The sequence below is a fragment of the Stenotrophomonas sp. NLF4-10 genome (assembly GCF_022359915.1).
In the GTDB taxonomy this organism is placed as follows: Bacteria; Pseudomonadota; Gammaproteobacteria; order Xanthomonadales; family Xanthomonadaceae; genus Stenotrophomonas; species Stenotrophomonas daejeonensis.
On the sequence record NZ_JAKSEE010000003.1, the window covers coordinates 2,555,778 to 2,582,746 of the forward strand.

24 protein-coding genes are annotated in these 26,969 nt (G+C 71.5%); 16 read left to right on the forward strand and 8 right to left on the reverse strand.

Annotated features, from left to right (window positions below; all coding sequences use genetic code 11):
- Positions 1–107 precede the first annotated feature (107 nt).
- The 5 genes from MIC98_RS12020 to MIC98_RS12040 are packed head-to-tail and all read left to right on the forward strand — an operon-like array spanning position 108 to position 5,548.
- Positions 108–1,658, forward strand: a complete 1,551-nt coding sequence (locus MIC98_RS12020; protein WP_239737338.1) for a 4Fe-4S dicluster domain-containing protein — start codon at positions 108–110, stop codon at positions 1,656–1,658.
- On the forward strand, positions 1,655–2,158 hold the full coding sequence (locus MIC98_RS12025; protein WP_239737339.1) for a FixH family protein: 504 nt from the start codon (positions 1,655–1,657) through the stop codon (positions 2,156–2,158). Before MIC98_RS12020 ends, MIC98_RS12025 begins: the two co-directional genes overlap by 4 nt.
- Positions 2,159–2,166: 8 nt before the next feature.
- The gene (locus tag MIC98_RS12030; RefSeq protein WP_239737340.1) at positions 2,167–4,626 is read left to right on the forward strand and encodes a heavy metal translocating P-type ATPase; all 2,460 of its coding nucleotides are present in this window, start codon (positions 2,167–2,169) and stop codon (positions 4,624–4,626) included.
- Positions 4,623–4,820 carry a cbb3-type cytochrome oxidase assembly protein CcoS gene (ccoS, locus tag MIC98_RS12035; protein ID WP_239737341.1) on the forward strand — a complete coding sequence of 66 codons (198 nt, stop codon included), beginning with the start codon at positions 4,623–4,625 and terminating at the stop codon, positions 4,818–4,820. Before MIC98_RS12030 ends, ccoS begins: the two co-directional genes overlap by 4 nt.
- 5 nt (positions 4,821–4,825) lie before the next feature.
- Positions 4,826–5,548, forward strand: coding sequence for a sulfite exporter TauE/SafE family protein (locus tag MIC98_RS12040; RefSeq protein ID WP_239738165.1), 723 nt, complete (start codon positions 4,826–4,828; stop codon positions 5,546–5,548).
- Positions 5,549–5,929: 381 nt separating this feature from the next.
- Here MIC98_RS12040 and MIC98_RS12045 read toward each other — a convergent pair whose 3' ends face one another.
- Both MIC98_RS12045 and MIC98_RS12050 read right to left on the reverse strand, forming a co-directional pair.
- A complete protein-coding gene (locus tag MIC98_RS12045) occupies positions 5,930–6,865 on the reverse strand; it encodes a cation diffusion facilitator family transporter (RefSeq protein WP_239737342.1) in 936 nt (311 codons plus the stop codon).
- Positions 6,866–6,939: 74 nt separating this feature from the next.
- On the reverse strand, positions 6,940–7,713 hold the full coding sequence (locus MIC98_RS12050) for a TlpA disulfide reductase family protein (RefSeq protein WP_239737343.1): 774 nt from the start codon (positions 7,711–7,713) through the stop codon (positions 6,940–6,942).
- Positions 7,714–7,923: 210 nt separating this feature from the next.
- Between MIC98_RS12050 and MIC98_RS12055 the strand changes: the two genes are divergently transcribed.
- A complete protein-coding gene (locus MIC98_RS12055) occupies positions 7,924–9,045 on the forward strand; it encodes a metallophosphoesterase (protein WP_239737344.1) in 1,122 nt (373 codons plus the stop codon).
- A gap of 37 nt (positions 9,046–9,082) precedes the next feature.
- Here the strand turns inward: MIC98_RS12055 and MIC98_RS12060 are convergent, their stop codons facing one another.
- On the reverse strand, positions 9,083–9,829 hold the full coding sequence (locus tag MIC98_RS12060; protein ID WP_239737345.1) for a Crp/Fnr family transcriptional regulator: 747 nt from the start codon (positions 9,827–9,829) through the stop codon (positions 9,083–9,085).
- Between the two features lie 6 nt (positions 9,830–9,835).
- Between MIC98_RS12060 and MIC98_RS12065 the strand changes: the two genes are divergently transcribed.
- From MIC98_RS12065 to MIC98_RS12095, 7 genes are read left to right on the forward strand one after another with little or no spacing between them, the layout of a single operon-like run.
- Positions 9,836–10,879 (forward strand): hypothetical protein, encoded by a 1,044-nt coding sequence (locus MIC98_RS12065; protein WP_239737346.1) that lies wholly within the window; start codon positions 9,836–9,838, stop codon positions 10,877–10,879.
- Positions 10,876–11,676: an ABC transporter permease subunit gene (locus tag MIC98_RS12070; protein ID WP_239737347.1), complete on the forward strand. Its 801-nt coding sequence runs from the start codon at positions 10,876–10,878 to the stop codon at positions 11,674–11,676. The genes MIC98_RS12065 and MIC98_RS12070 overlap by 4 nt, the downstream gene beginning before the upstream one ends.
- Complete coding sequence (locus tag MIC98_RS12075) at positions 11,669–12,370, forward strand: ATP-binding cassette domain-containing protein (RefSeq protein ID WP_239737348.1); 702 nt, start codon at positions 11,669–11,671, stop codon at positions 12,368–12,370. The genes MIC98_RS12070 and MIC98_RS12075 overlap by 8 nt, the downstream gene beginning before the upstream one ends.
- Complete coding sequence (locus MIC98_RS12080) at positions 12,367–12,810, forward strand: hypothetical protein (protein WP_057641566.1); 444 nt, start codon at positions 12,367–12,369, stop codon at positions 12,808–12,810. Before MIC98_RS12075 ends, MIC98_RS12080 begins: the two co-directional genes overlap by 4 nt.
- 31 nt (positions 12,811–12,841) lie before the next feature.
- Positions 12,842–14,956 carry a TonB-dependent receptor gene (locus MIC98_RS12085; protein ID WP_239737349.1) on the forward strand — a complete coding sequence of 705 codons (2,115 nt, stop codon included), beginning with the start codon at positions 12,842–12,844 and terminating at the stop codon, positions 14,954–14,956.
- Positions 14,957–14,962: 6 nt separating this feature from the next.
- The gene (locus MIC98_RS12090) at positions 14,963–15,409 is read left to right on the forward strand and encodes a group III truncated hemoglobin (protein ID WP_239737350.1); all 447 of its coding nucleotides are present in this window, start codon (positions 14,963–14,965) and stop codon (positions 15,407–15,409) included.
- On the forward strand, positions 15,406–15,816 hold the full coding sequence (locus tag MIC98_RS12095) for an AraC family ligand binding domain-containing protein (protein ID WP_239737351.1): 411 nt from the start codon (positions 15,406–15,408) through the stop codon (positions 15,814–15,816). Before MIC98_RS12090 ends, MIC98_RS12095 begins: the two co-directional genes overlap by 4 nt.
- Positions 15,817–15,855: 39 nt before the next feature.
- Here the strand turns inward: MIC98_RS12095 and MIC98_RS12100 are convergent, their stop codons facing one another.
- Together MIC98_RS12100 and MIC98_RS12105 are read right to left on the reverse strand one after the other, a co-directional pair.
- Positions 15,856–17,286 carry an MFS transporter gene (locus MIC98_RS12100; protein WP_057641570.1) on the reverse strand — a complete coding sequence of 477 codons (1,431 nt, stop codon included), beginning with the start codon at positions 17,284–17,286 and terminating at the stop codon, positions 15,856–15,858.
- Entirely contained in the window at positions 17,283–18,686 is a 1,404-nt protein-coding gene (locus MIC98_RS12105) for an MATE family efflux transporter (RefSeq protein ID WP_083490180.1), read from the reverse strand. Before MIC98_RS12105 ends, MIC98_RS12100 begins: the two co-directional genes overlap by 4 nt.
- Before the next feature lie 178 nt (positions 18,687–18,864).
- Here MIC98_RS12105 and mutS point away from each other — a divergent pair, with 178 nt between their 5' ends.
- Positions 18,865–21,420: a DNA mismatch repair protein MutS gene (gene mutS / locus MIC98_RS12110; RefSeq protein WP_239738167.1), complete on the forward strand. Its 2,556-nt coding sequence runs from the start codon at positions 18,865–18,867 to the stop codon at positions 21,418–21,420.
- Positions 21,421–21,908: 488 nt separating this feature from the next.
- Here the strand turns inward: mutS and MIC98_RS12115 are convergent, their stop codons facing one another.
- The 3 genes from MIC98_RS12115 to MIC98_RS12125 form a co-directional block, all read right to left on the reverse strand.
- The gene (locus MIC98_RS12115; protein WP_239737352.1) at positions 21,909–22,532 is read right to left on the reverse strand and encodes a glutathione S-transferase family protein; all 624 of its coding nucleotides are present in this window, start codon (positions 22,530–22,532) and stop codon (positions 21,909–21,911) included.
- Positions 22,533–22,605: 73 nt separating this feature from the next.
- The gene (locus MIC98_RS12120; RefSeq protein ID WP_239737353.1) at positions 22,606–23,295 is read right to left on the reverse strand and encodes a YafY family protein; all 690 of its coding nucleotides are present in this window, start codon (positions 23,293–23,295) and stop codon (positions 22,606–22,608) included.
- Positions 23,292–23,969, reverse strand: a complete 678-nt coding sequence (locus tag MIC98_RS12125) for a hypothetical protein (RefSeq protein ID WP_239737354.1) — start codon at positions 23,967–23,969, stop codon at positions 23,292–23,294. Before MIC98_RS12125 ends, MIC98_RS12120 begins: the two co-directional genes overlap by 4 nt.
- Before the next feature lie 184 nt (positions 23,970–24,153).
- Here MIC98_RS12125 and MIC98_RS12130 point away from each other — a divergent pair, with 184 nt between their 5' ends.
- Positions 24,154–25,239: a cytochrome-c peroxidase gene (locus tag MIC98_RS12130; protein WP_275584506.1), complete on the forward strand. Its 1,086-nt coding sequence runs from the start codon at positions 24,154–24,156 to the stop codon at positions 25,237–25,239.
- A 185-nt stretch (positions 25,240–25,424) separates the two neighbouring features.
- Positions 25,425–26,930 (forward strand): catalase, encoded by a 1,506-nt coding sequence (locus tag MIC98_RS12135; RefSeq protein ID WP_239737355.1) that lies wholly within the window; start codon positions 25,425–25,427, stop codon positions 26,928–26,930.
- Positions 26,931–26,969 lie beyond the last annotated feature (39 nt).

Consider the following 26,969-nt stretch of genomic DNA (forward strand, 5'->3'; position numbering starts at 1 on the left):
TACTGGGGCGTTCACGCGCACCCATGTGAGGCCATGATTTCCGTTCCACTTCGCCCGCCCTCCGCACCGGCACGCCGTCGTCCGGCCACCTGCATGGAGTTGCCAGCATGAGCAAACGCATCCCGCTGGAGGTCGTGAAGGACCAGGACGAGTCGTTCTACGTCAGCGAGCGCAAGGTCTACCCGCGCGACGTGAGCGGCCGCTTCGACCGCATGCGCAAGCTGGCGGTGTTCTGGCTGCTGGGCATGTACTACCTGTTCCCGTGGCTGTCGTGGGACGGCCGCCAGGCGGTGCTGTTCGACCTGCCGGCGCGCAAGTTCTACGTGTTCGGGCTGATCTTCTGGCCGCAGGACTTCAGCCTGCTGGCGCTGCTGCTGATCGTGCTGGCGCTGACCCTGTTCTTCGTCACCGCGCTGGCCGGCCGCCTGTGGTGCGGCTACGCCTGCCCGCAGACGGTGTGGACCGAATGCTTCCTGTGGATGGAGCGCTGGACCGAGGGCGACCGCATCAAGCGGATGAAGCTGGACGCCGGCCCCTGGAACCGCGAGAAGGTCCTGCGCAAGGGCTCCAAGCACCTCCTGTGGCTGTTCTTTGCGCTGTGGACCGGTTTCACCTTCGTCGGCTTCTTCACCCCGATCGTCAGCCTCGGCCAGCGCCTGTGGCCGTTCGACTGGAACGGCGCGGAAACCTTCTGGGTGCTGTTCTACGCGCTGGCCACCTGGGCCAACGCCGGCATCCTGCGTGAGCAGGTCTGCAAGTACATGTGCCCGTACGCGCGCTTCCAGAGCGCGATGTTCGACAACGACACCCTGATCATCGCCTACGACCCGATGCGCGGCGAACCGCGCGGCCCGCGCAAGCGCGGCCTGCCCAGCGTGCTGCAGCGCGCCCGCGGCCTGCTCGACCTGGCCAGCGCCTACGACTACGTGTTCCGCGCCAGCAAGCACCCCAGCGCCGCGCAGGCACGGTTGCAGGCCGCCGGCACGGTGATGCTGGGCGATGCCGGCAGCGAGGCCGCGCCGCTGCCGAAGTTCGAGCCAGAGGAGCTGGGCGACTGCATCGACTGCACCATGTGCGTGCAGGTGTGCCCGGTCGGCATCGACATCCGCAACGGCCTGCAATACGAGTGCATCGCCTGCGGCGCCTGCATCGATGCCTGCGACGAGGTGATGGACAAGGTCGGCATGCCGCACGGGCTGATCCGCTACACCACCCAGCATGCGCTGGACGGCGGCAGGACCCGGGTGCTGCGCCCGCGCATCTTCATCTACGGCCTGCTGCTGCTCGGCCTGGTCGGCACGTGGGTATGGAACGTGACCCACCGTGACACCCTGATCGTGGACGTGCTGCGCGACCGCAACGCGCTGTACCGGCAGACCGGCGATGGCCTGGTCGAGAACGACTACACGCTCAAGCTGGTCAACAAGAACACCCAGCCGCGCCGCTACCGCCTCAGTCTGGGCGCGGACGACGCCGGGCTGCGCCTGAACGGCCCGGCCACGATCGAAGCCGGCCCCGAGCAGGTGCTGCCGGTGGTCGTGAGCGTGACCGCAACCGAGGAGGTACAGGGGCGCAGGGTCCTGCACTTCGTGGTGGAGAGCGAGGATGGCAGGGAAAAGCGCGTGATCGAGAACAGTTTCTTCGGGCCAGTGCAATGAACGAATCCAGAAAGTCCTTGTGGGGCATCCCTGCCCTGTGGCTGGTGATCGGCCTGCCGCTGCTGGCCGTCGCGGCCAGCGTGTGGTTGCTGGTGATCGCCATACGCTCCGGCGGTGCCGACAGCATCTCCGACCCGGTCGACCGCGTGCTGCAGATCCAGACCGCCGACCTCGGCCCGGACGCCAACGCCCGCGAGCTGGGCCTGAGTGCGGTGCTGCGGGTCGAGGACGGCATCGTCGAGGTGCTACCCGCCACCGGCCAGTTCCCGCGCGACGCCGCGCTGCGGCTCACCCTCGAACACCCGACCCGGCAGGCCAGCGACCTGAGCCTGGAGCTGGTGCCGCAGGGCCCGGGCTGGCGCATCGAACAGGCCGTCGAGGACGGCAACGACTGGCTGGTGCAACTGCGCCCGGCCGATGGCCAGTGGCGGCTGAAGGGGCGCCTGCCCAGGCAGCAGCACGCCACCCGCCTTTCCCCGTGGCTGGGCGAGGAGCACTGAGCCGCGCCGTGCCCGCCAACGCAACCCGGCCAGCCGTCACCGGGGTGGATACGGCAGGACTATGCCAGCACTGCGGGGAACCGCTGCCGGCGCAGCCACACACATTGGAACTGGACGGCCGGCGGCAGGCATTCTGCTGCCACGGCTGCGCCGCCGCCGCCGAGTGGATCGCCGGCTCCGACCTTGGCAGCTACTACCGGCTGCGCAGCGCCAGCGCCGGCCGCGTCGGCGACGACCTACCCGACCTGGCGGTCTGGGACCGCGCCGACGTGCAGGCCGAGCACAGCCGCGAGGTCGAGGGCGGGCGCGAGATCACCCTGCTCACCGACGGCATGCGCTGCGCCGCCTGCGCCTGGCTGATCAACCGCGCACTGGCGCGCGAGCCGGGGGTGGTCGAGTGCGGCGCCAACGCCGTCACCGGCCGCATCCGCATCACCTGGGACCCGGCACGCACCGCGCTGTCGGCGCCGCTGCAGCGGCTGGCGATGCTCGGCTACCGCCCCTACCTGGCCGGCAGCGAAGCACTGGAACGGCAGCGCGCCAACGAGCGCCGCCGCTGGCTGCTGCGGCTCGGCGTTGCCGGGCTGGGCACGCTGCAGGCGATGATGATGGCCGAGGCGCTGTACCTGGACTTCAACAACACCATGCAGGTGCCCACCCGCGATTTCTTCCGCTGGCTGACCTTCCTGCTGTCCACCCCGGTGGTGTTCTATTCCGGCTGGCTGTTCCTGAGCGGGGCCGCGCGCGAACTGCGCCAGCGGCAGCTGGGGATGGACACGCTGATCGCCAGCTCCACCCTGCTGGCCTATTTCGCCAGCCTGTTGGAAACCATCCGCGGCGGGCCGCACGTGTGGTACGACGCGGCGGTGATGTTCGTGTTCTTCCTGCTGATCGCGCGCATGCTCGAACAGCGCGCGCGCAACGTCGCCAGCGCGCAGGTCGATGCGCTGGCGCGGGCGCGCCCGGCCTTCGCCACCCGCGAGCGCGCCGACGGCCAGCGCGAGGCGGTGCCGCTGGCGGCGCTGGCGGTGGACGACGTGGCCTGCGTCGCCGCCGGCGAGGCGGTGCCCGCCGACGGCGTGCTGCTGGGCGGCGACGACGACGAAGCGTGGTTCGAGGAAGCCCTGCTGACCGGCGAATCCGCGCCGGTGCGCAAGCGTGCCGGCGCGCCGGTCTATGCCGGCACCACCTGCCGCGAACGCCCGGCGCGGCTGCGGGTGACCTGCACCGGCACCGCCACCCGGCTGTCGCAGCTGGTGCGGCTGGTGGAACAGGCGCAAGCGCACCGCCCGGCGCTGGCGCGGCTGGCCGACCGCATCGGCAGCCGCTTCGTGCTGACGCTGGTGCCGGTGGCGCTGGCGGTATTCGCCTGGTGGTGGCACCACGACGCCTCGCGCGCGCTGGAAGTCACCCTCGCCCTGCTGGTCATCAGCTGCCCGTGCGCGCTGTCGCTGGCGGTACCGGCGGCGCTGGCCGCGGCGCATGGCGCGCTGGCCCGCACCGGCCTGCTGGCGCTGCGCCCGGACGCACTGGACACACTGGCGCGCGCCACCGACGTGGTGTTCGACAAGACCGGCACCCTCAGCGACGGCCGCCCGGCGCTGGCCGACGTGCAGGTGCTGGAAACCGGCCTGTCACGCGACGAAGCCCTGGCCGTGGCCGCCGCGCTGGAGCGCGACAGCGGCCACCCGCTGGCTGCCGCGTTTGCCCACGTCGATGCCGGCAACCTTGCGGTCACCCGGGTCGAAGCGGTGCCCGGCCACGGCATCCACGGCATCGTGCAGGGCCGCGCGTGGCGGCTGGGACGCGCCGATTTCGCCGCCGGCCGCGACGACGACGGCGCACTGTGGCTGGGCGACGGCCACCATGCCAGCGCCCGCTTCCTGCTTGAAGAACGCGCCCGCGCCGACGCCGACGCCGCGCTTGCCGCGCTGCGCGCGCAGGGCCTGCGCCTGCACCTCGCCAGCGGCGACGGCGAGGCCGCGGTGCGGCGCATGGCCGCCACGCTGGCGCTGGACGCAGTACATGCACGGCAGTCCCCCGAGGACAAGCTGGCGCTGGTGCGGCGCCTGCAGGCCGAGGGCCGGGTGGTGGCGATGATCGGCGACGGCCTCAACGACGCCCCGGTGCTGGCCGGCGCCGACGTGTCCATCGCCATGTGCGACGGCGCCTCGCTGGCGCACCGCGCCGCCGACCTGGTCACCACCGGCGGCAGCCTGCTGCGCATCCCCGCCGCGGTGCGGCTGGCGCGCGGCACCGGCCGCATCATCCGCCAGAACCTGGCCTGGGCCGCCGGCTACAATCTGCTGGCGCTGCCGCTGGCCGCCGCCGGCCTGGTCACGCCGTGGCTGGCCGCGCTGGGCATGGCCGCGTCGTCGCTGGTGGTCACCCTCAACGCCCTGCGCCTGGCACGGATGGCGCCGGCCACCGCTTCCCCCACCTCACCGCAGCCGGAGGCCGCACGATGAGCATCCTGCTGTTGCTGGTCCCGCTGAGCCTGTTGCTGCTGGGCTTCGCCGTGGCCGCCTTCGTCTGGGCGGTCAAGCGCGGCCAGTTCGACGACCTCGACACCCCGGCGCTGGACATCCTCGAGGACGACGACAATCCCGCGCCGCCGCCGGCCACGGCCAATCCGCCCGCGGACCCGCGCGACGACGCTTGAGCGCCATGCCGCTGGACCTGCCCACCCTGACCGCCGCCTTCGTCGCCGGCCTGCTCGGCGGCCTGCATTGCGCGGCCATGTGCGGCGGCATCGCCACCGGCTTCCCGGCATTGGCGCCTGGGCGGCCGCTGGCGGTGGCGGTGCAGGCCAACCTTGGCCGCATCGGCAGCTACGTGCTGGCCGGCGCCCTCGCCGGTGGACTCGGCGGCGGCATCCTGCGGCTGGCCCGCAGCGACGTGTTGACCCTCGGCCTGCGCATGGCCGCCGGCGTGGCGCTGGTGCTGGTCGCGCTGCGCCTGCTCAACAAGGGCGGGCGGCTGGACATGCTTTCCGGGCCGTCGCAGCGGGTCTGGCGCTGGCTGCAACCGCTGCACCGACGCCTGCTGCCGGCCGACCGCATGTGGCGGCGGCTGGCGCTGGGCGCGCTGTGGGGCTGGATGCCCTGTGGCCTGAGCCTGAGCCTGCTGAGCGTGGCCTGGCTGCAGGCCAACGCCCGCGACGGCGCGCTGGTGATGGCCGCCTTCGGCCTGGCGACGCTGCCGGTGATGCTGCCGCTGTCGTGGTCCGGCGCGCACATGGGCCGCTGGCTGCAGCGCCCGCGCCTGCGCATCGCGATGGCCTGCTTCGTGCTGCTCACCGGCCTGCTGACGCTGGCCGCACCGTGGCTGATGCAGATCCCGGCCCTGCATGGCCCGCTGGCGGCACTGGGGTGCCGGCCGCTGCATTGAGGTGACGGGGTGGATGCGGGCACACCCTGCATCTGCCGCCGTGGGTGCCGGGTTCGCCCGGCACGGGGCTTCATCGGGAAAGCTTCATGCGGGGCAAGCCCCGCATCTACAAGAGGCTCCGTAGGTGCCGGGCTTGCCCGGCACGGGGCTTCTTCGGGAAAGCTTCATGCGGGGCAAGCCCCGCATCTACAAGAGGCTCCGTAGGTGTCGGGCTTGCCCGGCACGGGGCTTCATCGGGAAGGCTCCATGCGGGGCAAGCCCCGCATCTACAAGAGGCTCCGTGGGTGCCGGGCTTGCCCGGCATGGGGCTTCTTCGGGAAAGCTCCATGCGGGGCGAGCCCCGCATCCACGATGCTTGAGCTCTGCGTCCCCGACGGTCGTTCAATGGCCGTGGTCGTGATGATGATGGCCGTGGTGGTCATGCCCGCTGCAATGGCCGACGTCACCGCAATGGTCGCCCTCGACCTGCAAGGTGGCGTGGTCGATGGCGAAGCGTTCGTGCAGCAGCCCCGCCAGCTGCCGGCGCAGCGCGTCGGCATCCTCGCCCGCGGCGGCCACCACGTGCGCGGTCAATGCCGGGCGGTTCGAGGCCAGCGCCCACACGTGCAGGTCGTGCACGTCGGCCACCCCGGGCTGGCCGCGCATGGCCGCATCCACCTCGGCCAGCACGATGCCCTTGGGCACGCCTTCGAGCAGCACGTTGACCGCCTCGCGCAGCAGCACCCAGGTGCGCGGCAGCACCCACAGGCCGATCAGCACCGCGAGGATGGGATCGACCAGGGTCCAGCCGGTGACGCGGATGACCAGCGCGGCGACGATCACCACCAGCGAGCCGAGCATGTCGCTCCACACTTCCAGGTAGGCGCCCTTGACGTTGAGGCTCTCGCCGCTGCCGGCGCTGAGCAGGCGCATCGCGATCAGGTTCACCAGCAGGCCGAAGCCGGCCACCCACAGCATGCCGCTGGCGACGACCGGCTGCGGCGCGCGGAAGCGCTCGGCCGCTTCCCACAGGATGTACAGCCCCACCGCGAACAGCAGCAGGCCGTTGACGCAGGCGCCCAGCGCCTCCAGCCGCGCGTAGCCGTAGCTGCGGCGGGCATCGGGCGGGCGCCGCGCCAGCCGCACCGCGGTCAGCGCGATCACCAGCGCGACGGTATCGGTGGCCATGTGCGCGGCATCGGACAACAGCGCCAGGCTGTTGCTCCAGAACGCACCGACCACTTCCACCACAAGATAGGAGGCGGTCAGCGCCAGTGCCCACCACAGCGGCTTCTCGTGGCGGATCTCGGCGGGCAGGTGGTTGTGGTCGTGGCTCATCGGCAGGCTCCGTGGAACGCGGCCAGCTTAGCCATGCGGCGGGCGCGGAGACTATTACATCGCCCGCCGCCGGCTCACTCCAGTTCGCGCAGCCGCGCCTGCAGGCCGGCGCGCGACAGCTCGCCCATGTGCACGCCGCGCAGGCGGCCGTCGCCGCCGAAGAACAACGTGGTCGGCAGCGCGCGGGCGCCGGTGCGCTGCATCAGCAGCGAATCGGCATCCAGCAGCACGTTGTCGGCTTCCAGCCGCGTTTCGGCGAGATAAGCGGCGACGTCGGCCATCTCCTCGCCTTGGTTGGCGAACACGAAGCCGATCTGCGGATGCGCGCGCTGCGCCTCCACCAGGGCCGGCATCTCGCGCCGGCATGGGCCACACCAGCTGGCCCACAGGTTGAGCACCAGCGGCTTGCCGGCATGCGCCGACAACGGCACCGCCTTGCCGTGTACGTCGGCCAGCGCCACGTCCAGCGGCAGCGCGATGGTCGAGCGCTGCACCGCGAACACGGCCATCGCCGCCACCAGCCACAGCGCACCGCTGGCGAACAGGCCCAGCAGCACCGGCTTGCGCGGCAGCTGCCGGCGCGTCGCCCACAGCGCGTATGCAAGCGCGACGGCCACGCCGGCCCACGGCAGGTAGCCACCGTCGCCAAGGCGGATGATGGCCAGCGGCCCGGCAAGGTAATCCGGCGCATGCAGCACGACATGCGCGACGCGCGCGCCCAGCACGCCCAGCAGCAGCGCATCCAGCACCACCGCGCCGGCACGGCCGCGCAGGCCGCTGGCCGCGGGCACCAGCGCGCGCGCGAATGCCCAGCCGACCAGCGCGGCAAGCACCGCGATCAGCGCCATCAACGGAAACGGCCCGGCGCTGATCACCGCCCCGCCCCCACCATCACTCCCGGCGACTTCATCCTTTCCACTCCATCACGCTGCACCAGCGCCACGATGATGTCGGTGCCCGCCGCGGCTGTCACCCATGCGCGGGCATGACCCATGCCACACAACACGGCGGCGGGCGCTGGCTACCATCGCAGGCCTTCCGGTCCCACGAGCCCGCCCATGCGCCGCCTGCCTGCCCTGCTGCTCACGCTGCTGCCCTTCGCCCTGCCGTGCGCGACCGCCACGCTGCATGCGCGCGAGGTCGCCGAGCCGGCCGCGCACGTCGATGCCGATGGTCCCTACCTGTTCCGCGATGGCACGCAGCTGCACGCGCGCTGGGTGTGCGACGACCGGGTGGTCGAACGCGAACTGGAAGCCGGCGACGTCGCCACGGTGGCCCCGCAATGCGGCTATGCCCACGCCGTGCGGGTGCCAGCCGCGGCCACCGCTGCGGCCGCGGTGCTGCCGGCGGCGGCGCGCATCGTCGCCGTATCCGACATCCACGGCCAGTACGGCCTGCTGGTGAAGCTGCTGCGCGCCCACCACGTCATCGACGACGCGGACCGCTGGGCGCTGGGTGGCGATACGCTGGTGGTGGCCGGCGACGTGTTCGACCGCGGCCCGCAGGTCACCGAGGCGTTCTGGCTGCTGTACGGCCTGCAGCAGCAGGCGGCCGCGGCCGGCGGCGCGGTGCATTTCGTGCTCGGCAACCACGAGACGATGGTGCTGTACGACGACCTGCGCTACGTCAACCCCAAGTACCTGCGCAGCGCGCAGCTGCTGGGCCGCAGCTACCCGCAGTTGTACGGCGCCGATTCGGTGATCGGGCAATGGCTGCGCACCCGCCCGGTGCTGCTGCGCATCGGCGACACCCTGTTCCTGCATGGCGGCATCGCGCCCGAGGCGCTGCAACTGGCGCTGGAACCTGCCGCCACCAATGCCGCCTACCGGGCCTCGCTGGGCCGGCCGAAGGCCGAGGTCAAGGCCGACCCGGCCACCGCGCCGCTGTACGACGGCAAGACCAGCCCGATCTGGTACCGCGGCTATTTCGACGGCCGCCTCGACAGCGCCGGCGTGCAGGAGGTGCTGGACCGGCTGGGCCTGCAACGCATCGTCGTCGGCCATACCTCGATGCCGCACGTGAGCAGCTTCCACGGCGGCCGCGTCGTCGCCATCGACAGCAGCATCAAGAACGGCGAGAACGGCGAACTGCTGTTCATCGAGGACGGCAGGCTCAGCCGCGGCCTGCTCGACGGCAGCCGGGTGCCGCTGGCCGAGGGGCGAGCGGGGCTGGAGGACTGACGGGAAAACAGCCGGGGCTGGCGCCACGCGGCCCCGCTCAGAAGCTCCTGCGCGACGCGCTGGCCAGGTCGGCCAGGTACTCCGGGTCGAGGATTTCCCAATCCCGCTGCTGCCCGCGCAGGTGGCCGGCGCGCTGCCAGTCGGACAACAGCCGGCTCAGCGTTTCCGGGCGCACGCCGAGGCGCGCGGCGACCTGCCGGACCTGCAGCGGCAGGCGCACCCGGCGCGGCTCGCCGGGCCGGCGCAGCGACAGCAGGTAGGCGGCCAGCCGCTGCGCGGCCGAGCTGCCGGTGAGCCAGTCGATCTCGTTGGTGCGCTGGTAGACCCGTTCGCCCAGCCATTCCAGCATCCGCAGCGCCAGCCCCGGATCGGCATTGCAGGCCTGCCGCAGCGCCTGCCGCGGCAAGCGCAGCGCCAGCAGCGGCGCCTGCGCGCGTGCCCCCATCGGATAGCGGCCGTGCGGCATGAACATGGCCGCCTCGGCCACCAGCTGGCCGGGGCCGTACAGGCTGTAGACGCGCTCCTCGCCGTCCTGGCCCATGCGCAGCACCTCGACCCGCCCGGCCAACACCAGCAGGCAGTGCCGCGCCACATCGCCCTCGCGGAACAGCCACTGCCCGGCCGCCAGCCGCAGTGGCGCGGCCGCCTCCAGCAGGCGCTGCCCGGTGTCGGGTCGCAGTTCGCGGAACAGCGGGTGTTCGCGCAGCGCATCGGCCACCGTCGGCGGCCTATTGGGCGCGGCTTGATTTATGTCATTGGTGGCAGGGGCGGTCGGCACGAACATGGCCGCATGAGAATACTTCTTATTTGCCGAATCGCTGCGTCCCGCTCCGGCACCACGGTCCTTGTCCTGCTGCTGGCCCTGCTGTTGGCCGCCTGCGGCGCTCCGCAGGCGCCGGCCGCCGCTGCCAGCGCGCCGGAACCAACCGATGAACCCCTGCGGCTGGCCGGCCCCGGCGCGGTGGTCAGCTTCCCGCTGATGCGCATGGCCGAGGTCGGGGTGACGGTGGACGGGCGCGTGCTGCCGGCCGAGTTCCGGCTGTGGCAGAGCGCCGACCAGTTGCGGGTGATGCTGGCCCGCGGCGAGGTCGACTACAGCGCCACCCCGGCCAACCTGCCGGCGCTGATGGCCAACCGCGGCGAGCCGGTGCGCCTGCTCAACGTGTCGGTCTGGGGTCTGCTGTGGCTGGTCAGCCGCGACCCGCAGGTACGCGACTTCGGCGACCTGCGCGGGCGCACCCTGCTGACCCCGTTCCGGCGCGACATGGGCGCCATCGCCCTGCACGAGCTGTACGCCGCGCAGGGGCTGGAGCCGGGCCACGACCTGCAGCTGCGCCAGGCCCGCGACGCGCTGGATGCGGTCGCGTTGATGCTCGCCGGGCAGGCCGACCACGCGGTGCTGCCCGAGCCGACCGCCTCGTTGCTGCTGCAACGCAACCGCAACGAGGGTGGCGCGCCGCTGTATCGGGTACAGAGCCTGGAAGCGGCGTGGGCGCTGCGCTTCCCGCAGCAGCCGGAACTGCCGCAGGCCGGGGTCATGGCCGCCGCCCCGCGCGCCGCCGACACCGCGCTGGCGCAAGCCATCGTCGCCGCCTATGCCGAGGCTTCGCGCTGGTGCAAGGATGATCCGCCGGCCTGCGCGGCGCTGGCCCGGCGCCACCTGCCGCACATGCCGCTGCCGGCGCTGGAAGAGTCAATCCGGGTCACCCGCCTCGACGGCCTGCCCACCGCGCAGGTGCGGCCGCAGCTGGAAGCGCTGTACCGGCTGATCCTCGCCAGCCAGCCCGAGGCGGTCGGCGGCCGCCTCCCTGACCCGGCGTTCTACGGCCCATGATCCGGCACCCGCCCTCCCCGCGCGAACTGGCGCTGTGGTCGGCGCTGGGCGTGCTCGCGCTCGGCATCGGCTGGCAGCTGGTGGCCATGCGCCTGGGGCCGCTGCTGATGGCCACGCCCTTGCAGACCCTGCGTGCGCTGCTCGCGCTGGCCGGCAGCGCCGCCTTCCTGCACCACGCCGCGGCCAGCCTGCTGCGCGTGGCCTGCGGCGTGGGCCTGGGCATCGCGCTCGGCCTGCTGCTGGGCCTGCTCGCCGGCCGCCATCCGCGCCTGCGCGCGGTGCTCGAACCGCTGCGCTGGCTGCTGATGTCGGTGCCGGGGGTAATCGTGGTGGTGCTGGCGATGCTGTGGTTCGGCATGGGCACGACGATGGTGGTGTTCATCGCCGTGGTGCTGCTGGCACCGGGCATGTACGTGAACACGCTCAAGGGCCTGCTACTGGTCGATCCGGCGCTGCTGGAAATGGCGCGGGTGTATCGCTTTGGCGCGTGGCGGCGGCTGCGCCACGTGGTGCTGCCGGCGCTGGCGCCGCCGTTGTGCGCGGCGCTGCTGGTGGCCACCTGCGGCGGCGTGCGACTGGTGGTGATGGCCGAGGTGCTCGGGGCGATGGACGGCGCCGGCTTCGCCCTCGCCAACGCCCGCAGCACCTTCGACAGCGGCGAGCTGTACGCATGGGTGGTACTGGTGCTGGGGCTGGTGGCGCTACTGGAACTGGGCCTGCTGCGGCCGCTGCAACGCCGGCTCACCCGCTGGCAGGAAGACGCACCGGCCATGCACCGGGAAGCCGGCGATGCTTGAGTTCGACCGGGTGGTGCTCGAACGCGGCGGCCAGCGGGTGCTGGACGGCGTGGCGCTGCGCATCGCGCCGGGCGAGCGGGTGGGCCTGGTCGGCCCCAGCGGCACCGGCAAGAGCAGCCTGCTGAAGCTGGCCGCCGGCCTGCTGGCGCCGGCGTCGGGACGTGTCGGCAACCGCTTCGCACGCACCTGCATGGCCTTCCAGGAACCGCGCCTGCTGCCGTGGCGCAGCGTGCTCGACAACCTGTGCATCCCGCTGCATGCGGCCGGCCACGACAAGGCCGGCGCGCGGCGCCTCGCCAGCCAATGGCTGCAACGCATGGGCCTGGCCGAACGTGCCGATGCCTGGCCGCGGCAGTTGTCCGGCGGCATGGCGCAGCGGGTCGCGCTGGCGCGCGCGTTCGCCACCGCGCCGGACCTGTTGCTGCTGGACGAACCCTTCGCCGCGCTCGACCCGGCCCTGCGCCGCGAGCTGGGTGCGCTGTGCGATGCCGAGCTGGCGCGCACCGGCGCCGCCCTGCTGTGCGTCAGCCACCACCCGCGGGAACTGGCCGAGCGGGTGGACCGCTGCCTGCGGCTGGAGCACGGCCGGCTGCTGCCCTGCGCACTGCCGTGCCCCGCCGTCCCCAACGCCGAAGCCGCCGTCATTCCCCTTTTCCCCCAGCCAGCCGCCCCGCGGCAAGCGAGCACGCCATGAACCACTACGCCCTGTTCCACGTCCTGCACCTGTTCGCCGCCTTCGTCTTCGTCGGCACCGTGTTCTTCGAGGTTCTGATCCTGGAGAACGTGCGCAAGCGCGTGCCGCGCAACGTGATGCACCAGATCGAGGTCGGCATCGGCGCCCGTGCGCGGCAATTGATGCCGTGGGTGCTGGCGGTGCTGTACGGCAGCGGGCTGGGCATGGCCTGGCGCTACCGCAGCCTGCTCGCGCACCCGCTGCAGGACAGCTTCGCGCTGATGCTGACGCTGAAGATCGTGCTCGCGCTGAGCGTGTTCGGCCACTTCCTCTACGCCATGCGCCTGCGCGGCAAGGGCCGGCTGGCCTCAACCGCGTTCAAGCGCATCCACCTGAGCGTGTTCAGCCACATGGTCGGCATCGTCCTGCTGGCCAAGCTGATGTTCCACCTCGGCTGGTAACCCCTTTCCTCCCGCTCCGACAGGCTCCGCCATGACCTTCCCCGCCTCCCCGCTCGCCCTCGCCATCGCCGCCGCGCTGGTCGTCACTCCCGCTCTGGCCGTCGCGGAAACCGCCGCCGATGCAGTCGACCTGGACCGCATCACCGTGTTGGGCCGCCGCGACACCACGCCGGTGGCCCCCAGCGTGGCCGACGAACGCGCGCGGCTGCAGCGCGTGCCCGGCGGCACCAACCTGGTGGACCTGCGCAAGGCCGGCCGCCAGGCGACGCTGCGCGATGCGCTGGACTACCAGCCGGGCATCGTCCTGCAGGAATTCTTCGGCGGCATCGACCAGCCGCGCCTGAACATCCGCGGCTCGGGCATCCAGAGCAATCCGGTCAACCGTGGCGTGTTGCTGCTGCAGGACGGCATCCCGCTCAACGAGGCCGACGGCTCGTTCGTGATCGGCCTGCTGGAACAGCGCAACGCCGCCTTCATCAGCGCCCGCCGCGGCGCCAACGCGCTCAGCCCCGGCGCCACCACGCTCGGCGGCGAGGTCGATTTCTACAGCCTCAACGGTGCCGACGAACGCGGCCGGCTGCGGCTGGAGGGCGGCAGCGACGGCCGCCGCGGCGGGCAACTGGCCTGGGGCGGCAGCAACGAGCGCGCCGACTGGTGGCTCGGCAGCAGCCACGACGAATACGACGGCTACCGCCACCATGCCGACGGCAAGCGCGACGCCGTCCATTTCAACAGCGGCTGGCGCGCCGGCGACACCTTCAGCAACCGCACCTGGGTGTCGTGGACCGACCTGTTCTTCCACATCCCCAACGTGGTGCCCAAGGAACGCATCCACAGCGACCCGCGCGGGGTGATGGGCGATGGCGACACGCCGCAGGACAAGCTCGCCAACGTCTACCTGCGCGACCCGCTGCGCGACACCCGCCAGCGGCGCATCGCCAACGCCTCCGAATGGGGTGCCGACGATTCGCGGCACACGCTGGGCCTGTGGTGGCAGGACACCGAGGACCTGTTCAAGAACCCCACCACGCACAACGTCAGCGATTCGGACACCTGGGGCACGCAGTACCAGTGGCGCGGCACGCACGGGGCCCTGGACTATCGTCTTGGCGCGTCGTACACCGCCGGCACCACCGCCCGCGACTTCTACGCCAACAACCCGGCCAACGGCACCCGCCTGCAGCGCTTCGGCCATTACGACCTCGACGCCTCCAGCCTGGACGTGGTGGCCGCGCTGGGCTGGCAGGCCGGCGGCAGCCTGCGCCTGCTGGCCGAAAGCAAGTGGAGCCGGGCCGAACGCAACGCCACCGACCTGGTCAACGGCGGCGGCCTGGACCAGCGCTACACCCACGCCAGCCCGCGCGTCGGCGCGATCTGGCAGCCGCGCGACGGCCTGCGCCTGTTCGCCAACCTCAGCCGCAGCAACGAGGTGCCGACCTGGTGGGAAATCGCCGCCGCCGAGGCCCCGGCGAACAACCCGGCCGCCGCGCAGGCCAGCCTGCTGCGGCTGCGGGTGCAGAGCGCCGACACCCTCGAGCTCGGCGCCGACGGCCGCATCGGTGGCGATGGCGGCATGAACTGGTCGCTGGTGGCCTACCGCAGCAAGGTCGACGACGAACTGATGTCGATGGTGGACGACACCGGCAGCCGCACCGGCACCTACAACTACGCCGCCGGCACCACCCACCAAGGCGTGGAAGCGGGGCTGGACGGCCGCCTGCCCCTGGCCGATGCCGGCACGCTGGACTACCGGCTGGCCTGGACCTGGAGCGACTTCAGCTTCGACGGCGGCCAGTTCGCCGGCAACCGCATCGCCGGCGTGCCCGAGCACATGCTCAGCGCCGAACTGCTGTGGAGCGCCGGCGGCTGGCGCATCGGTCCAAACGTGCGCTGGCTGCCGCGCGATACCCCGACCGACCATGCCAACACCCGCGAGATCTACCAGGACGGCTACGCGCTGCTCGGCTTCCGCGTGGACTACACCGCCGCCGATGGCCGCTGGTCGGTATTCGTGCACGCCGACAACCTCACCGACCGCCGCTACGCCAGCAGCTACGTGATCCGCAACGTGGGCACGCTGGCGCAGCCGGGGTTCCTGCAGGGCGTGGGCCGCAACGGCACGGTCGGCTTCACCTGGCGGTTCTGAACGGCCATGCACGCAGTCCAGCCACCGGCTTCGGCCCCGGTCCCGTGCTGCAGCGAGGAGGAGGTCGTCCTCCTCGTGCACGGCTTCTATGCGCGCGTGCGCCACGATCCACTGCTCGGGCCGGTGTTCGACCGGCACGTGCACGACTGGGATGCACACCTGGCCCACCTCGTGGATTTCTGGTCGGCGATGCTGCGCGGCACCCGCCGCTTCAGCGGTGCACCGATGCCGCGGCACATGGCGCTGCCGGGCCTGAGCCTGGCGCTGTTCGAACGCTGGCTGCAGCTGTTCGCACGGACCACCGCCGAATCGGGCAACCCGGCGATGCAGGCCGAAGCCGATGCCCGCGCGACGCTGATCGCCCGGCGCTTCTGGCAGCGCTACCAGGTCGAGGGGCACGATGTGCTCGCCGGCACCCTCCGCAATCCCGGATACCACGGAGAACACCCATGAAAACCCGCCTGTCCCTGCTGCTTGCCGTCCTGGCCGCAACCGCACTCGTGCCCGCCACCGCACACGAACCACCGGCAATCCCGTCGCCAAGCCCACGCCTGGCCGACCTCGCGCCACCGGCCGATGGCGCCAGCGAACGCAAGGTCACGCCCATCGGCCAATACGGCGCCACCCGGGTGATGCAGCTGCAGCTCAAGGCCGGCACCGCGATGCCCGCGCATTCGGCGCCGGAGCGGGTGCTGGTAGTGGTGCTCGCCGGCCGCGGCAGCTTCGGCTTCGGCACCGGACAGGTGGCGCTGCACGAGCGTCAGGTGCTGCACATGGCGCCGGGTGAGGCGCATTCGGTCAAGGCCGAAACCGACCTCGACCTGCTGCTGGTGCGCATCGACGAGGCGACATCGGACTGAGGCCACGCCGGGCATCCACTCCACCCGGCAACGCCCCGCTCACGCCTGCGGCCGCGCCTCCACCTTCGGCTCGCTCACCTCGCGCCCGGCCTGCGCGTGTCCGGCCATCTCCGCACCGGCGTCCGGCGCCAACCGGCGCATCTCCAGCACCGACAGCGCCGAGATCACGCCGACGCCGAGGAAGGCGAAGGTGAAGTTGAGCGGGTCGCCATCGGGACGGCCGCTGAGCGCGGTGGACAGGCTCAGCGCATAGCCGCCCAGGGTCACGCCCAGCGCCAATGCCACCTGCTGGGCCATCGCGGTCAGGCTGCTGGCCTGGCTCATCGAGGCCTGGTCGATGTCGGCATAGGCGATCGCGTTGATGCTGGTGAACTGCAACGAACGCAGGCAACCGCTGGCGAGCAGCACGCCGACCATCAGCCAGTACGGCGTATCGGCGCGGAACAGCCCGAACAGGCACATCGCCAGCGCCGCCACCAGCCCGTTCCAGACCAGCACCGGGCGGAAGCCGGTGGCGTGCAGGATGCGCGGCGCCAGCGTCTTCATCAGCATCGCCCCGGCGGTGGAGGTGAAGGTCACCAACCCCGAGTGCAGCGGGTTGAAGCCGAAGCCCAGCTGCAGCATCAGCGGCAGCAGGAACGGCGTGGCGCCGATGCCGACCCGGAACAGCGAGCCGCCCAGCACCCCGGCGCGGTAGGTGGGGATGCGGAACAGGTCCAGCCGCAGCAGCGGATGCGGGTGGTGGCGCGCATGCCGCACGTACAGCGCCAGCAGCAGCACGCCGACGATCATGCAGCCGCCGATCACCGGCGCCGGCGCCAGCCCGCGCCCGACCGCCGACAGCCCGAACATCGCCAGCGCCAACCCGCCGGCCGACAACAGGAAGCCGCGCGAATCCAGCGGCCCCACCACCTGCCGCAGCTCCGGCACGTGCCGCCACGCCAGCCACATGCCCAGCGCGCCCATCGGCAGGTTGATCAGGAAGATGAAACGCCAGTGCGCGTAGGTGGTGATCGCCCCGCCCAGCACCGGCCCCAGCATCGGCCCGAGCATCGCCGGGACGGTCAGCCAGCTCAGCGCGCGCACCAGCTCGGCCTTGTCGATGGTGCGCAACAGCACCAGCCGCCCCACCGGCACCATCATCGCCCCGCCCATGCCCTGCACGAAGCGCCCGGCCACCAGTTGCCCCAGCCCGTTGCTGGCCGCGCAGCCCAGCGAACCGAGCAGGAATACCGCGATGGCGGCGACGAAGATGCGCCGCGCGCCGAACCGGTCCGCCACCCAGCCGCTGACCGGGATGAACACCGCCAGCGCCAGCATGTAGGTGGTCAAGGCCAGCTTCAGCGCGATCGGCTCGGTGCCCAGATCGACGGCGATCTGCGGCAGCGAGGTGGAGATCGCCGTGGAATCCATGTTCTCGATGAACAGGGCGGTGGCGACGATCAGCGGGAGCAGGCGTTGGGGTTTCACGAAGGAGGCCGGCGCTCGGTGGCGGTCGCATCGTCGCCGCATGCGCCTGAACATGGCGTCGCGATGCCCGGCGACCGCGCCAGCGCGCGGTAGTACGGCAGCAGCGCCAGCGCCCGTGCCACCACGAACAGCACGAACGCCGCCCACAGCCCGTGGTTGCCCCACGCCGCCGTGGCCGGCCACGCGCACAGCGCGAACACCGCCAGCGACGCCACCCCGGCATTGCGCATCTCCCGCGTGCGGGTGGCGCCGATGAACACCCCGTCGAGCTGGAACGCGGCCACCGACAGCAGCACGTACAGCGCCGCCCACGGCAGGTGCGCCCGCGCCAGCGCCGCCACCTCCTGCAGCGAGGTCAGCAGGCCCACCAGCACGCCGCCGCCCAGCCACAGCCCGGCCGCCAGCAATACCGCGGTGGCCAGCGCCAACTCGCTGGACAACCGCACCGCATGGCGGAAGCGCGCCCGGTCGTTCGCCCCCACCGCCGCGCCGACCAGCGCCTCGGCGACGAAGGCGAAGCCGTCGAGGAAGAACGCGCTGAACGACACCAGTTGCAGCAGCAGGTGGTTGGCCGCCAGCGTCGCATCGCCCAGCGCCGTGCCCTGCCGCGCGAACAGGCCGAAGCCGGCCAGCAGGCACAGCGTGCGCAGCATGATGTCGCCATTGGCCGCCAGCGTGCGCCGCAGCCGCGCGCGGTCGCCGATGCGCGCCCACGGCAGGAACGGCCCGGCATCGCGGTGGCGGCCGCGCAGCACCCGCCACACTGCCACCGCGGCAACCACGCAGGTGCTCCACTCGGCAATCGCCGTGCCCAGGCCGATGCCGTGCGCGCCCCAGCCCAGCACCCCGGCGAAATACACGTCCAGCCCGGCGTTGAGCCCGTTGAGCAGCAACTGCACCGCCAGCAGCGTGCGGCTATACCCCAGTCCGATCAGCGCCCCGCACAGCGCGTATAGCGCCAGCGCCGCCGGCGCGCCCCACACCCGCGCGCGAAAGTAGGCCGAGCCGGTCGCCGCCACCGCGTCGCCGGCATCCATCAACCTGAAATAGCCGGCCGCCAGCGGCCATTGCAGCAGCCACACCGCCACACCCAGCGCCAGCCCCATCAGCAACGGCCGCAGCAGCGCCGCGCGCACCTCCGCCTCGTCCCCGGCGCCGGCCGCCTGCGCCACGAACCCGGTGGTCGCCATGCGCAGGAAACCGAAGCTCCAGTAGACGAAATTGAACAGCAACGCCCCCAGCGCCAGCGCGCCGAGGTCCGCCGTGCCGCCGAAGTGGCCGATCACCGCCGTGTCCACCAGCCCCAGCAGCGGCACCGAGGCATTGGCGAGGATGATCGGCCACGCCCTGCGGGCGATGGCCATGCGGGTGAGCGGCAGCGATGCGGGGGTGGCGGTCATCGCGGCATGATGCCGGAGGTTGCGGGCAACGGGTGTTCGTGACCGCCACCGGGACATCCCCCTTGCCGATTCGTGGCCCCATCGTCCTGCACCTACAATGACCGGCTCGCAGGCGACCTGCCCCAACTCCCTGACGGATGCACGCGTGACCCAGAAACAGCCCGAACACACCCCGCTGATGAAGCAGTACTTCGCAGCCAAGTCCGACCACCCGGACCTGCTGCTGTTCTTCCGCATGGGCGACTTCTACGAGCTGTTCTACGACGATGCGCGCAAGGCGGCGCGGCTGCTCGACATCACCCTGACCCAGCGCGGCAATTCCGCCGGCGCGCCGATCCCGATGGCCGGGGTGCCGGTGCATGCCTACGAAGGCTATCTGGCACGGCTGGTGGCGCTGGGCGAGTCGGTGGCGATCTGCGAGCAGATCGGCGACCCGGCGCTGGCGAAAGGCTTGGTCGAGCGCAAGGTGGTGCGCATCGTCACCCCCGGCACCGTCACCGACGAGGCGCTGCTGGACGAGCGCCGCGACACCCTGCTGATGGCGGTGTCGCGCAATCGCCAAGGCTACGGGCTGGCGTGGGCCGACCTGGCCGGCGGCCGCTTCCTGGTCAACGAGGTGGAAACCGACGACGCGCTGGAAGCCGAGCTCGCGCGCCTGGAACCGGCCGAGCTGCTGGTGCCCGACGAGGAGGAGTGGCCCGAATTCCTGCGCCAGCGCAGCGGCGTGCGCCGTCGCGCGCCGTGGCTGTTCGACGCCGACAGCGGCCGCCGCCAGTTGCTGTCCTTCTTCAAGCTGCACGACCTGTCCGGCTTCGGCATCGACGACAAGCCGCGCGCCACCGCCGCGGCCGGCGCGCTGCTCGGCTACGTCGAGGAAACCCAGAAGCAGCGCCTGCCGCACCTGACCGCGATCGCGATGGAAACCGCCGGCGAGGCGATCGCGATGAACGCCGCCACCCGCCGCCACCTGGAACTGGACACGCGCGTCGATGGCGACACCCGCAACACCCTGCTGGGCGTGCTCGACAGCACGATCACGCCGATGGGCGGGCGTTTGCTGCGGCGCTGGCTGCACCGCCCGCTGCGGCTGCGCGAGGTGCTGCAGCAGCGCCACCATGCAGTGGCAACCTTGATCGACCGCGGCGTGGATGCCGACCTGCGCGAGAGCTTCCGCGCGCTCGGCGACATCGAGCGCATCCTCACCCGCATGGCGCTGCGCTCGGCGCGGCCGCGCGATTTCTCCACCCTGCGCGATGGTCTGGGCATGCTGCCGGCCATCGCCGCGCAGTTGCAGGCGCTGGATTCGCCGCGCCTGCAACAGCTGCGCGCCGAACTCGGCTCGCACGACGAAAGCGCGCAATTGCTGGCGTCCGCCATCGCCGAGCAGCCGCCGCTCAAGCTGTCCGACGGCGGCGTGATTGCCGAGGGCTTCGACGCCGAGCTGGACGAACTGCGCCGGCTCTCGACCCACGCCGACCAGTTCCTGATCGACCTCGAAGCGCGCGAGCGCGAAAGCAGCGGCATCCCGACGCTGAAGGTCGGCTACAACCGCGTGCACGGCTACTACATCGAGATCAGCAAGGGCCAGTCGGACAAGGCGCCGGTGCACTACACCCGCCGCCAGACCCTGACCAACGCCGAGCGCTACATCACCGAGGAGCTGAAGAGCTTCGAGGACAAGGTGCTGTCCGCGCGCGAGCGCTCGCTGTCGCGCGAGAAGCTGCTGTACGAGGGCCTGCTCGACGGTGTCGGCCAGCACCTGGAGCCGCTCAAGCGCTGCGCCGCGGCGCTGAGCGAGCTGGACGTGCTGGCCTGCTTCGCCGAGCGCGCGCAGGCGCTGGACTGGTCGCAGCCGGAGCTGGACACCGCGCCGTGCCTGACGATCGAGCGCGGCCGCCACCCGGTGGTGGAAGCGGTGCGCGAGCAGCCGTTCGAACCGAACGACCTGGACCTGCACCCGCAGCGGCGCATGCTGGTCATCACCGGCCCGAACATGGGCGGCAAATCGACCTACATGCGCCAGAACGCGCTGATCGTGCTGCTGGCCCACATCGGCAGCTTCGTGCCGGCCAGCCGCGCGGTGATCGGCCCGATCGACCGCATCCTCACCCGCATCGGCGCCGGCGACGACCTCGCCAAGGGCCAATCGACCTTCATGGTCGAGATGGCCGAGACCAGCTACATCCTGCACCACGCCACCGCGCAGTCGCTGGTGCTGATGGACGAGATCGGCCGCGGCACCTCCACCTACGATGGCCTGGCGCTGGCCGACGCGGTGGCGCGCCACCTGGCGCACGTCAACCGCTGCTACACGCTGTTCGCCACCCACTATTTCGAGCTGACCGCGCTGGCCGACGAGAGCGTCGAAGGCGGCGCCAGCGGTATCGCCAACGTGCACCTGGACGCGGTCGAGCATGGCGAGACGTTGGTGTTCATGCACGCGGTGAAGGACGGCCCGGCCAACCGCAGCTTCGGCCTGCAGGTGGCCGCGCTGGCCGGCCTGCCCAGGGCCACCGTGGCGCAGGCGCGGCGGCGGCTGGCGGAGCTGGAACAGCGCGGCGGCGAAACCCAGAGCGCGGCGGTGGCGCCGCAGGCGCTGGACGCGCCGCAGCAGTTCGGCCTGTTCGCCGCGCCTTCATCGGCGGCGCTGGATGCCCTGCAGGCCATCGACCCGGACGAGCTGACGCCGAAGCAGGCGCTGGAAGCGCTGTACCGGATGAAGTCGCTGCTGTAACGACGCCCCCACCGGCATCGCGCCTTCGTGGATGCGGGGCTTGCCCCGCATGGGGCCTGCCCCGGCAATGCCCCGTGCCGGGCGAGCCCGGCACCTGCGTGGGCTGGCACTTCGCCACCAGCGCATTGTCGCGGGCCAGGCGCGACGGTGGCACCGCAGGTGCTGGACACGCCACGGCAGTTCGACCTGTTCGCCGCGCCATCACTCGCCGGTATCACGCCTTCGTGGATGCGGGGCTTGCCCCGCATGGGGCCTTCCCCGATAACGCCCCGTGCCGGGCAAGCCCGGCACCTACGTGGGCTGGCACTTCGCCGCCAACGCATTGTCGCGGGCCAGGCGCGACGGTGGCACCGCAGGCGCTGGACGCGCCACAGCAGTTCGACCTGTTCACCGCGCCATCACTCGCCGGTATCACGCCTTCGTAGATGCGGGGCTTGCCCCGCATGGGGCCTTCCCCGATAACGCCCCGTGCCGGGCAAGCCCGGCACCTACGTGGGCTGGTACTTCGCCGCCAGCGCGTTGTCGCGGGCGTTGGCCGCCGCTGCGGCCGGGCGGCCGGCATGGTGTGCGACGAAGGCCTCGAACACCGGGTTCTTGGCGATCGCGCCGGTCATCATGAAGTACCCCAGCGACGCGGCCACGTACAGGTCCACCGCGGTGAAACCGTTGCCGGCAAGGTGCCTGCGGTCGCGCAGGGCCTGCTCCAGCGTGCGCAGCACGTCGCCATCCTCGCCGTAGCCCGCGCCCACCGCCGGCGCCAGGGTGCCGGTGCTTTTCGCGGTCAGCCATGCCTCGAACGGGCCGGCGAAGAAGAACAGCCAGCGGTAGAACGCGCCGCGCTCCGGCGAACCGGGCGGCGGCACCAACCCCTTCTCCGGCACCAGCTCGGCCAGGTAGGCGCAGATGGCGGCGTTCTCGGTCACCACCACCTCGCCGTGGCGCAGCGCCGGCACCTTGCCCATCGGGTTGACCGCCAGGTAGTCGGGCGACTTCATCGTGGTGCCGAATTCCACCACCACTTCCTCGTAGGGCAGCCCGGTTTCCTCCAGCATCCAGCGCGCCAGCCGGCCGCGCGAGAGGGGGTGGGTGTAGAAGGTCAGCGTGGCGGTCATGGCGGGTACCCGTGCGGCGTGTCGGAAGGAGCCGGCAGTGTGTGGCGGGGCTGCTGACAGCCACTGTCAGCAGTCAACCGCCGTGGCCTTGCAGGTGCAGCTCGCGCCAGCGCTTGAGCAGGTGGTGGCGCTGCTCCGGGTAGCGGGCGCCGGTGTCCTCCAGCGCCAGCACCCGGTCGGCGCGGAAGTGGCGGAAGTCGCCGCGCAACAGGCACCACGCCGCCAGCACCCGCACCTCGGCGAGAAAGGCCATCGCGAACGGCCAGATCACGCGCTCGGTGATGCGCCCCTCGGCGTCGGCGTATTGCATGCGCACCACGTTGCCGGCGCGGATCGCGCGGCGCAGCACCGGCAGCCACGGCTCCGGGTCGCTGGCGTTCCAGTCGGCGAACAGGCCGCTGGTCTCGACCTGCAGCCGCAACGCCTCGGGCAGGATGCCGACGATGCGGTCCATCGCCCGGTCGGCCGCCGCGGCCAGTTCCGGGTCGGCATGCCGCGACACCCAGCGCGCGCCCAGCACCATCGCCTCCAGTTCCTCGTCCGAAAACATCATCGGCGGCAGCAGGAAGCCGGCGCGCAGCTGGTAGCCGACGCCGGGGTCGCCGACGATGTCCGCGCCCTGCCCGCGCAGCGCCTCGACGTCGCGGTACAGGGTGCGCAGGCTCACCCCCAGCTGCTCGGCCAGCTGCGCGCCGCGCACCGCGCTGCGGCGCCGGCGCAGTTCGTCCAGCAGGTGCAGCAGGCGGGTGGCGCGCTGGGTCATTGCAGGCCGGCTTCGGGCGCGAGGGTGTGAACCACCTTGCCCTCGGCGTCGAGGAACTCGATGGCGCCGTAGCCCTCGTCGGTGACGGTCAGGCGCAGGCGGGTGCGGTCGGCCTTGTCGTTCAGGGCGATGGACGGGGTGCCGTCGGCCGCCACCAGCATGCGGATGCGGGTCGGCGCCTGCACGCCGGGGACCAGCCGGTTGTCCAGCTTCGGCTCGCGCAGCAGCGGTGGCGCCTGGTTGATCGAGAAGCTCACCTCGCCGTCGGGCGACACCCGCCAGCCGATGGCGTCCAGCGCCGGGTGGTCCAGCGCCAGCACCGCCGCGCCGCCGGGCACGTCGGCGGTGCCGAAGCCGCCGCGCTCGCTGCCGTTCTCGTCGTACAGCACCATGCCGGCGACATTGAACACGCGCTTGTACTGGATGCCGTCGATGACCGGCGCCGGGGTGCGGCCGGACAGGGTCATGCGGATCACGCCGTTCTCGTCGACGATGTCGATGCGGCGCGCGGTGATGCGTTCCTGGTCCGGCGCGGCCACGCGCGTTTCCGGCGCGCGCGATTCGATGATGCGCTCCAGCGTTTCCAGCGAGGGCCGAGCCGGTTCGGCGGCCAGTGCGGAGGAAGCCACGCACAACGAGGCGAGCGCGAACGGGATGGCGGCGGGATGCTTCATGGACACGTCCTTGGGCTTTGCGGGTCGGGGGCCCGATCGTACCGGCTGCACGGCATGCCGCGTCCGAATCCGGTCGCATATCGCGACCGGACGCACCACCGGCACGGTTTGATCGGGATCATTGCCGCTCCCCACCCACGCTGCTGACATGGCTGCAACCCCCGCCAGCCGTTGCAGGCCCGCCATGATCCCACCCCGCAATTCCGCACTCGCCCTCGCGCTTGTCCTGGCCGCCGGCTGCAGCGCCGACAAGGCGGCAACGCCCGGCATCTCCCCCACGGCGCCGGCCGCCACCGACGCGGACGACGAACTGCGCGACATCGCCAACGCGCTGTTCGAGCCGATCCCGTCCGCGGTCACCGAAGCCTTCGGCAGGCCGGTCACCCCCGAGCGGGTGGCGCTGGGCCACAAGCTGTTCTTCGAGCCGCGGCTCTCCAGCAGCCACATCATCACCTGCCATACCTGCCACAGCGTCGCCACCGGTGGCGCCGACAACGTGTCGGTCGCCATCGGCCATGGCTGGCAGAAGGGCCCGCGCAACTCGCCCACGGTGCTCAACTCGGTATTCAACACCGCCCAGTTCTGGGACGGGCGCGCCTCGGACCTGGCCGAGCAGGCCAAGGGCCCGGTGCAGGCCAGCGTGGAGATGAACAACACGCCCGCGCGCGTCGAGGAAACCCTGCGCAGCATCCCGCAGTACGTGGCCGAGTTCGGCGCCGCGTTCCCCGACGATGCGCAGCCGGTGACGTTCGACAACATGGCGCGCGTGATCGAGGCGTTCGAGACCACCCTGGTCACGCCCGACGCGCGCTTCGACCGCTTCCTCGCCGGCAAGGACAGCCTCGACGAACGGGAACGGCGCGGGCTGTCGCTGTTCATCGACAAGGGCTGCATCGCCTGCCATTCCGGGATCAACCTGGGCGGCCAGGCCTACTACCCGTTCGGCGTGGTCGCCCGCCCCGGCGCGGAGATCCTGCCGCCGGGCGACAAGGGCCGCTTCGCGGTCACCAATACCGCCAGCGACGAGTACGTGTTCCGCGCCGCGCCGCTGCGCAACGTGGCCCTCACCGCGCCCTACTTCCACAGCGGCGAGGTCTGGGACCTGTCCGAAGCGGTCGCGATCATGGGCAGCAGCCAGCTGGGGCACACGCTCGACGCCGACGAGGTGCAGGCCATCGTCGCCTTCCTGCACACGCTGACCGGGCGCCAGCCGCAGGTGGAGGTGCCGGTCCTGCCGCCCGGTACCGCCGGCACGCCGCGCCCCGAATGAAGCCGCCGGACGGCCGTGGGGCAGGCGCCGCATGCTCCACGGCACGGCGCCCATGATCGATAGATTCCCTCTATCAATCGAAACGAATCATTCGATTATCTTTTCCGTGGGACGGTGACTACAGTCCTCTCGTTGCATCGCGCGACACCTTCCTCCATCCCAGCCAGCCCCAGCAGGAGCACGCCATGAACAGCAACGACAGCAACAGGAAGTGCCCCGTCACCCACCTGACCACCGACTTCGGCGCACCGGTGCCGGACAACCAGAACAGCCTCACCGCCGGCCCGCGCGGCCCGCTGCTGGCGCAGGACGTGTGGCTCAACGAGAAGCTGGCCAACTTCGTGCGCGAGGTGATCCCCGAGCGGCGCATGCACGCCAAGGGCTCGGGCGCGTTCGGCACATTCACCGTCACCAACGACATCACCCGCTACACCCGCGCTGCGATCTTCTCCAAGGTCGGCAAGCAGACCGAGATGTTCGCCCGCTTCACCACCGTGGCCGGCGAGCGCGGCGCGGCCGACGCCGAGCGCGACATCCGCGGCTTCGCGCTGAAGTTCTACACCGAGGAAGGCAACTGGGACATGGTGGGCAACAACACCCCGGTGTTCTTCATCCGCGACCCGCGCAAGTTCCCGGACCTCAACAAGGTGGTCAAGCGCGACCCGCGCACCAACCTGCGCTCGGCCACCTACAACTGGGACTGGTGGACCCTGCTGCCCGAGGCGCTGCACCAGGTCACCATCGTGATGAGCGACCGCGGCATCCCCGCCAGCTACCGGCACATGCACGGCTTCGGCTCGCACACCTACAGCTTCTGGAACGAACAGGGCGAACGCTACTGGGTGAAGTTCCACTTCCGCACCCAGCAGGGCATCAGGAACCTGACCGACGCCGAGGCCGCCGAGGCCATCGGCCATGACCGCGAGACCCACCAGCGCGACCTCTACGAGGCGATCGAGCGCGGCGACTTCCCGAAGTGGAAGATGTACGTGCAGGTGATGCCGGAGGCCGACGCGGAGAAGGTGCCCTACCACCCGTTCGACCTGACCAAGGTATGGCCGAAGGGCGACTACCCGCTGATCGAGGTCGGCGAGTTCGAGCTCAACCGCAACCCGGAGAACTTCTTCGCCGACGTCGAGCAGAGCGCGTTCGCGCCGTCCAACCTGGTGCCGGGCATCGGCGTGTCGCCGGACAAGATGCTGCAGGCGCGCCTGTTCAACTACGCCGACGCGCAGCGCTACCGGCTGGGCACCAACTACCAGCAGATCCCGGTCAACAAGGCGCGCTGCCCGGTGCACAGCAACCACCGCGACGGCATCGGCCGCGTCGACGGCAACTACGGCGGCCTGCCCCACTACGAGCCCAACAGCTTCCAGCAGTGGCAGGAGCAGCCGCAGTACCGCGAACCGCCGTTGAAGATCAACGGCGACGCCGACTGGTGGAACTACCGCGACAACGACGACAACTACTACAAGCAGCCCGGCGACCTGTTCCGGCTGATGACCCCGGCGCAGCAGCAGGCATTGTTCGACAACACCGCCCGCGCGATGGGCGATGCCCCGGACTTCATCAAGCGCCGCCACGTCGACAACTGCAGCAAGGCCGACCCGGCCTACGGCGCCGGCGTCGAGGCCGCCCTGCGCAAGCTCGGCGCGTTCGCCGGCGAGGAATCGCCCAACAGCCTCGCCTGAGGCACATCGCCTTCCCCGCCCCCGCGGGGAAGGCGAAAT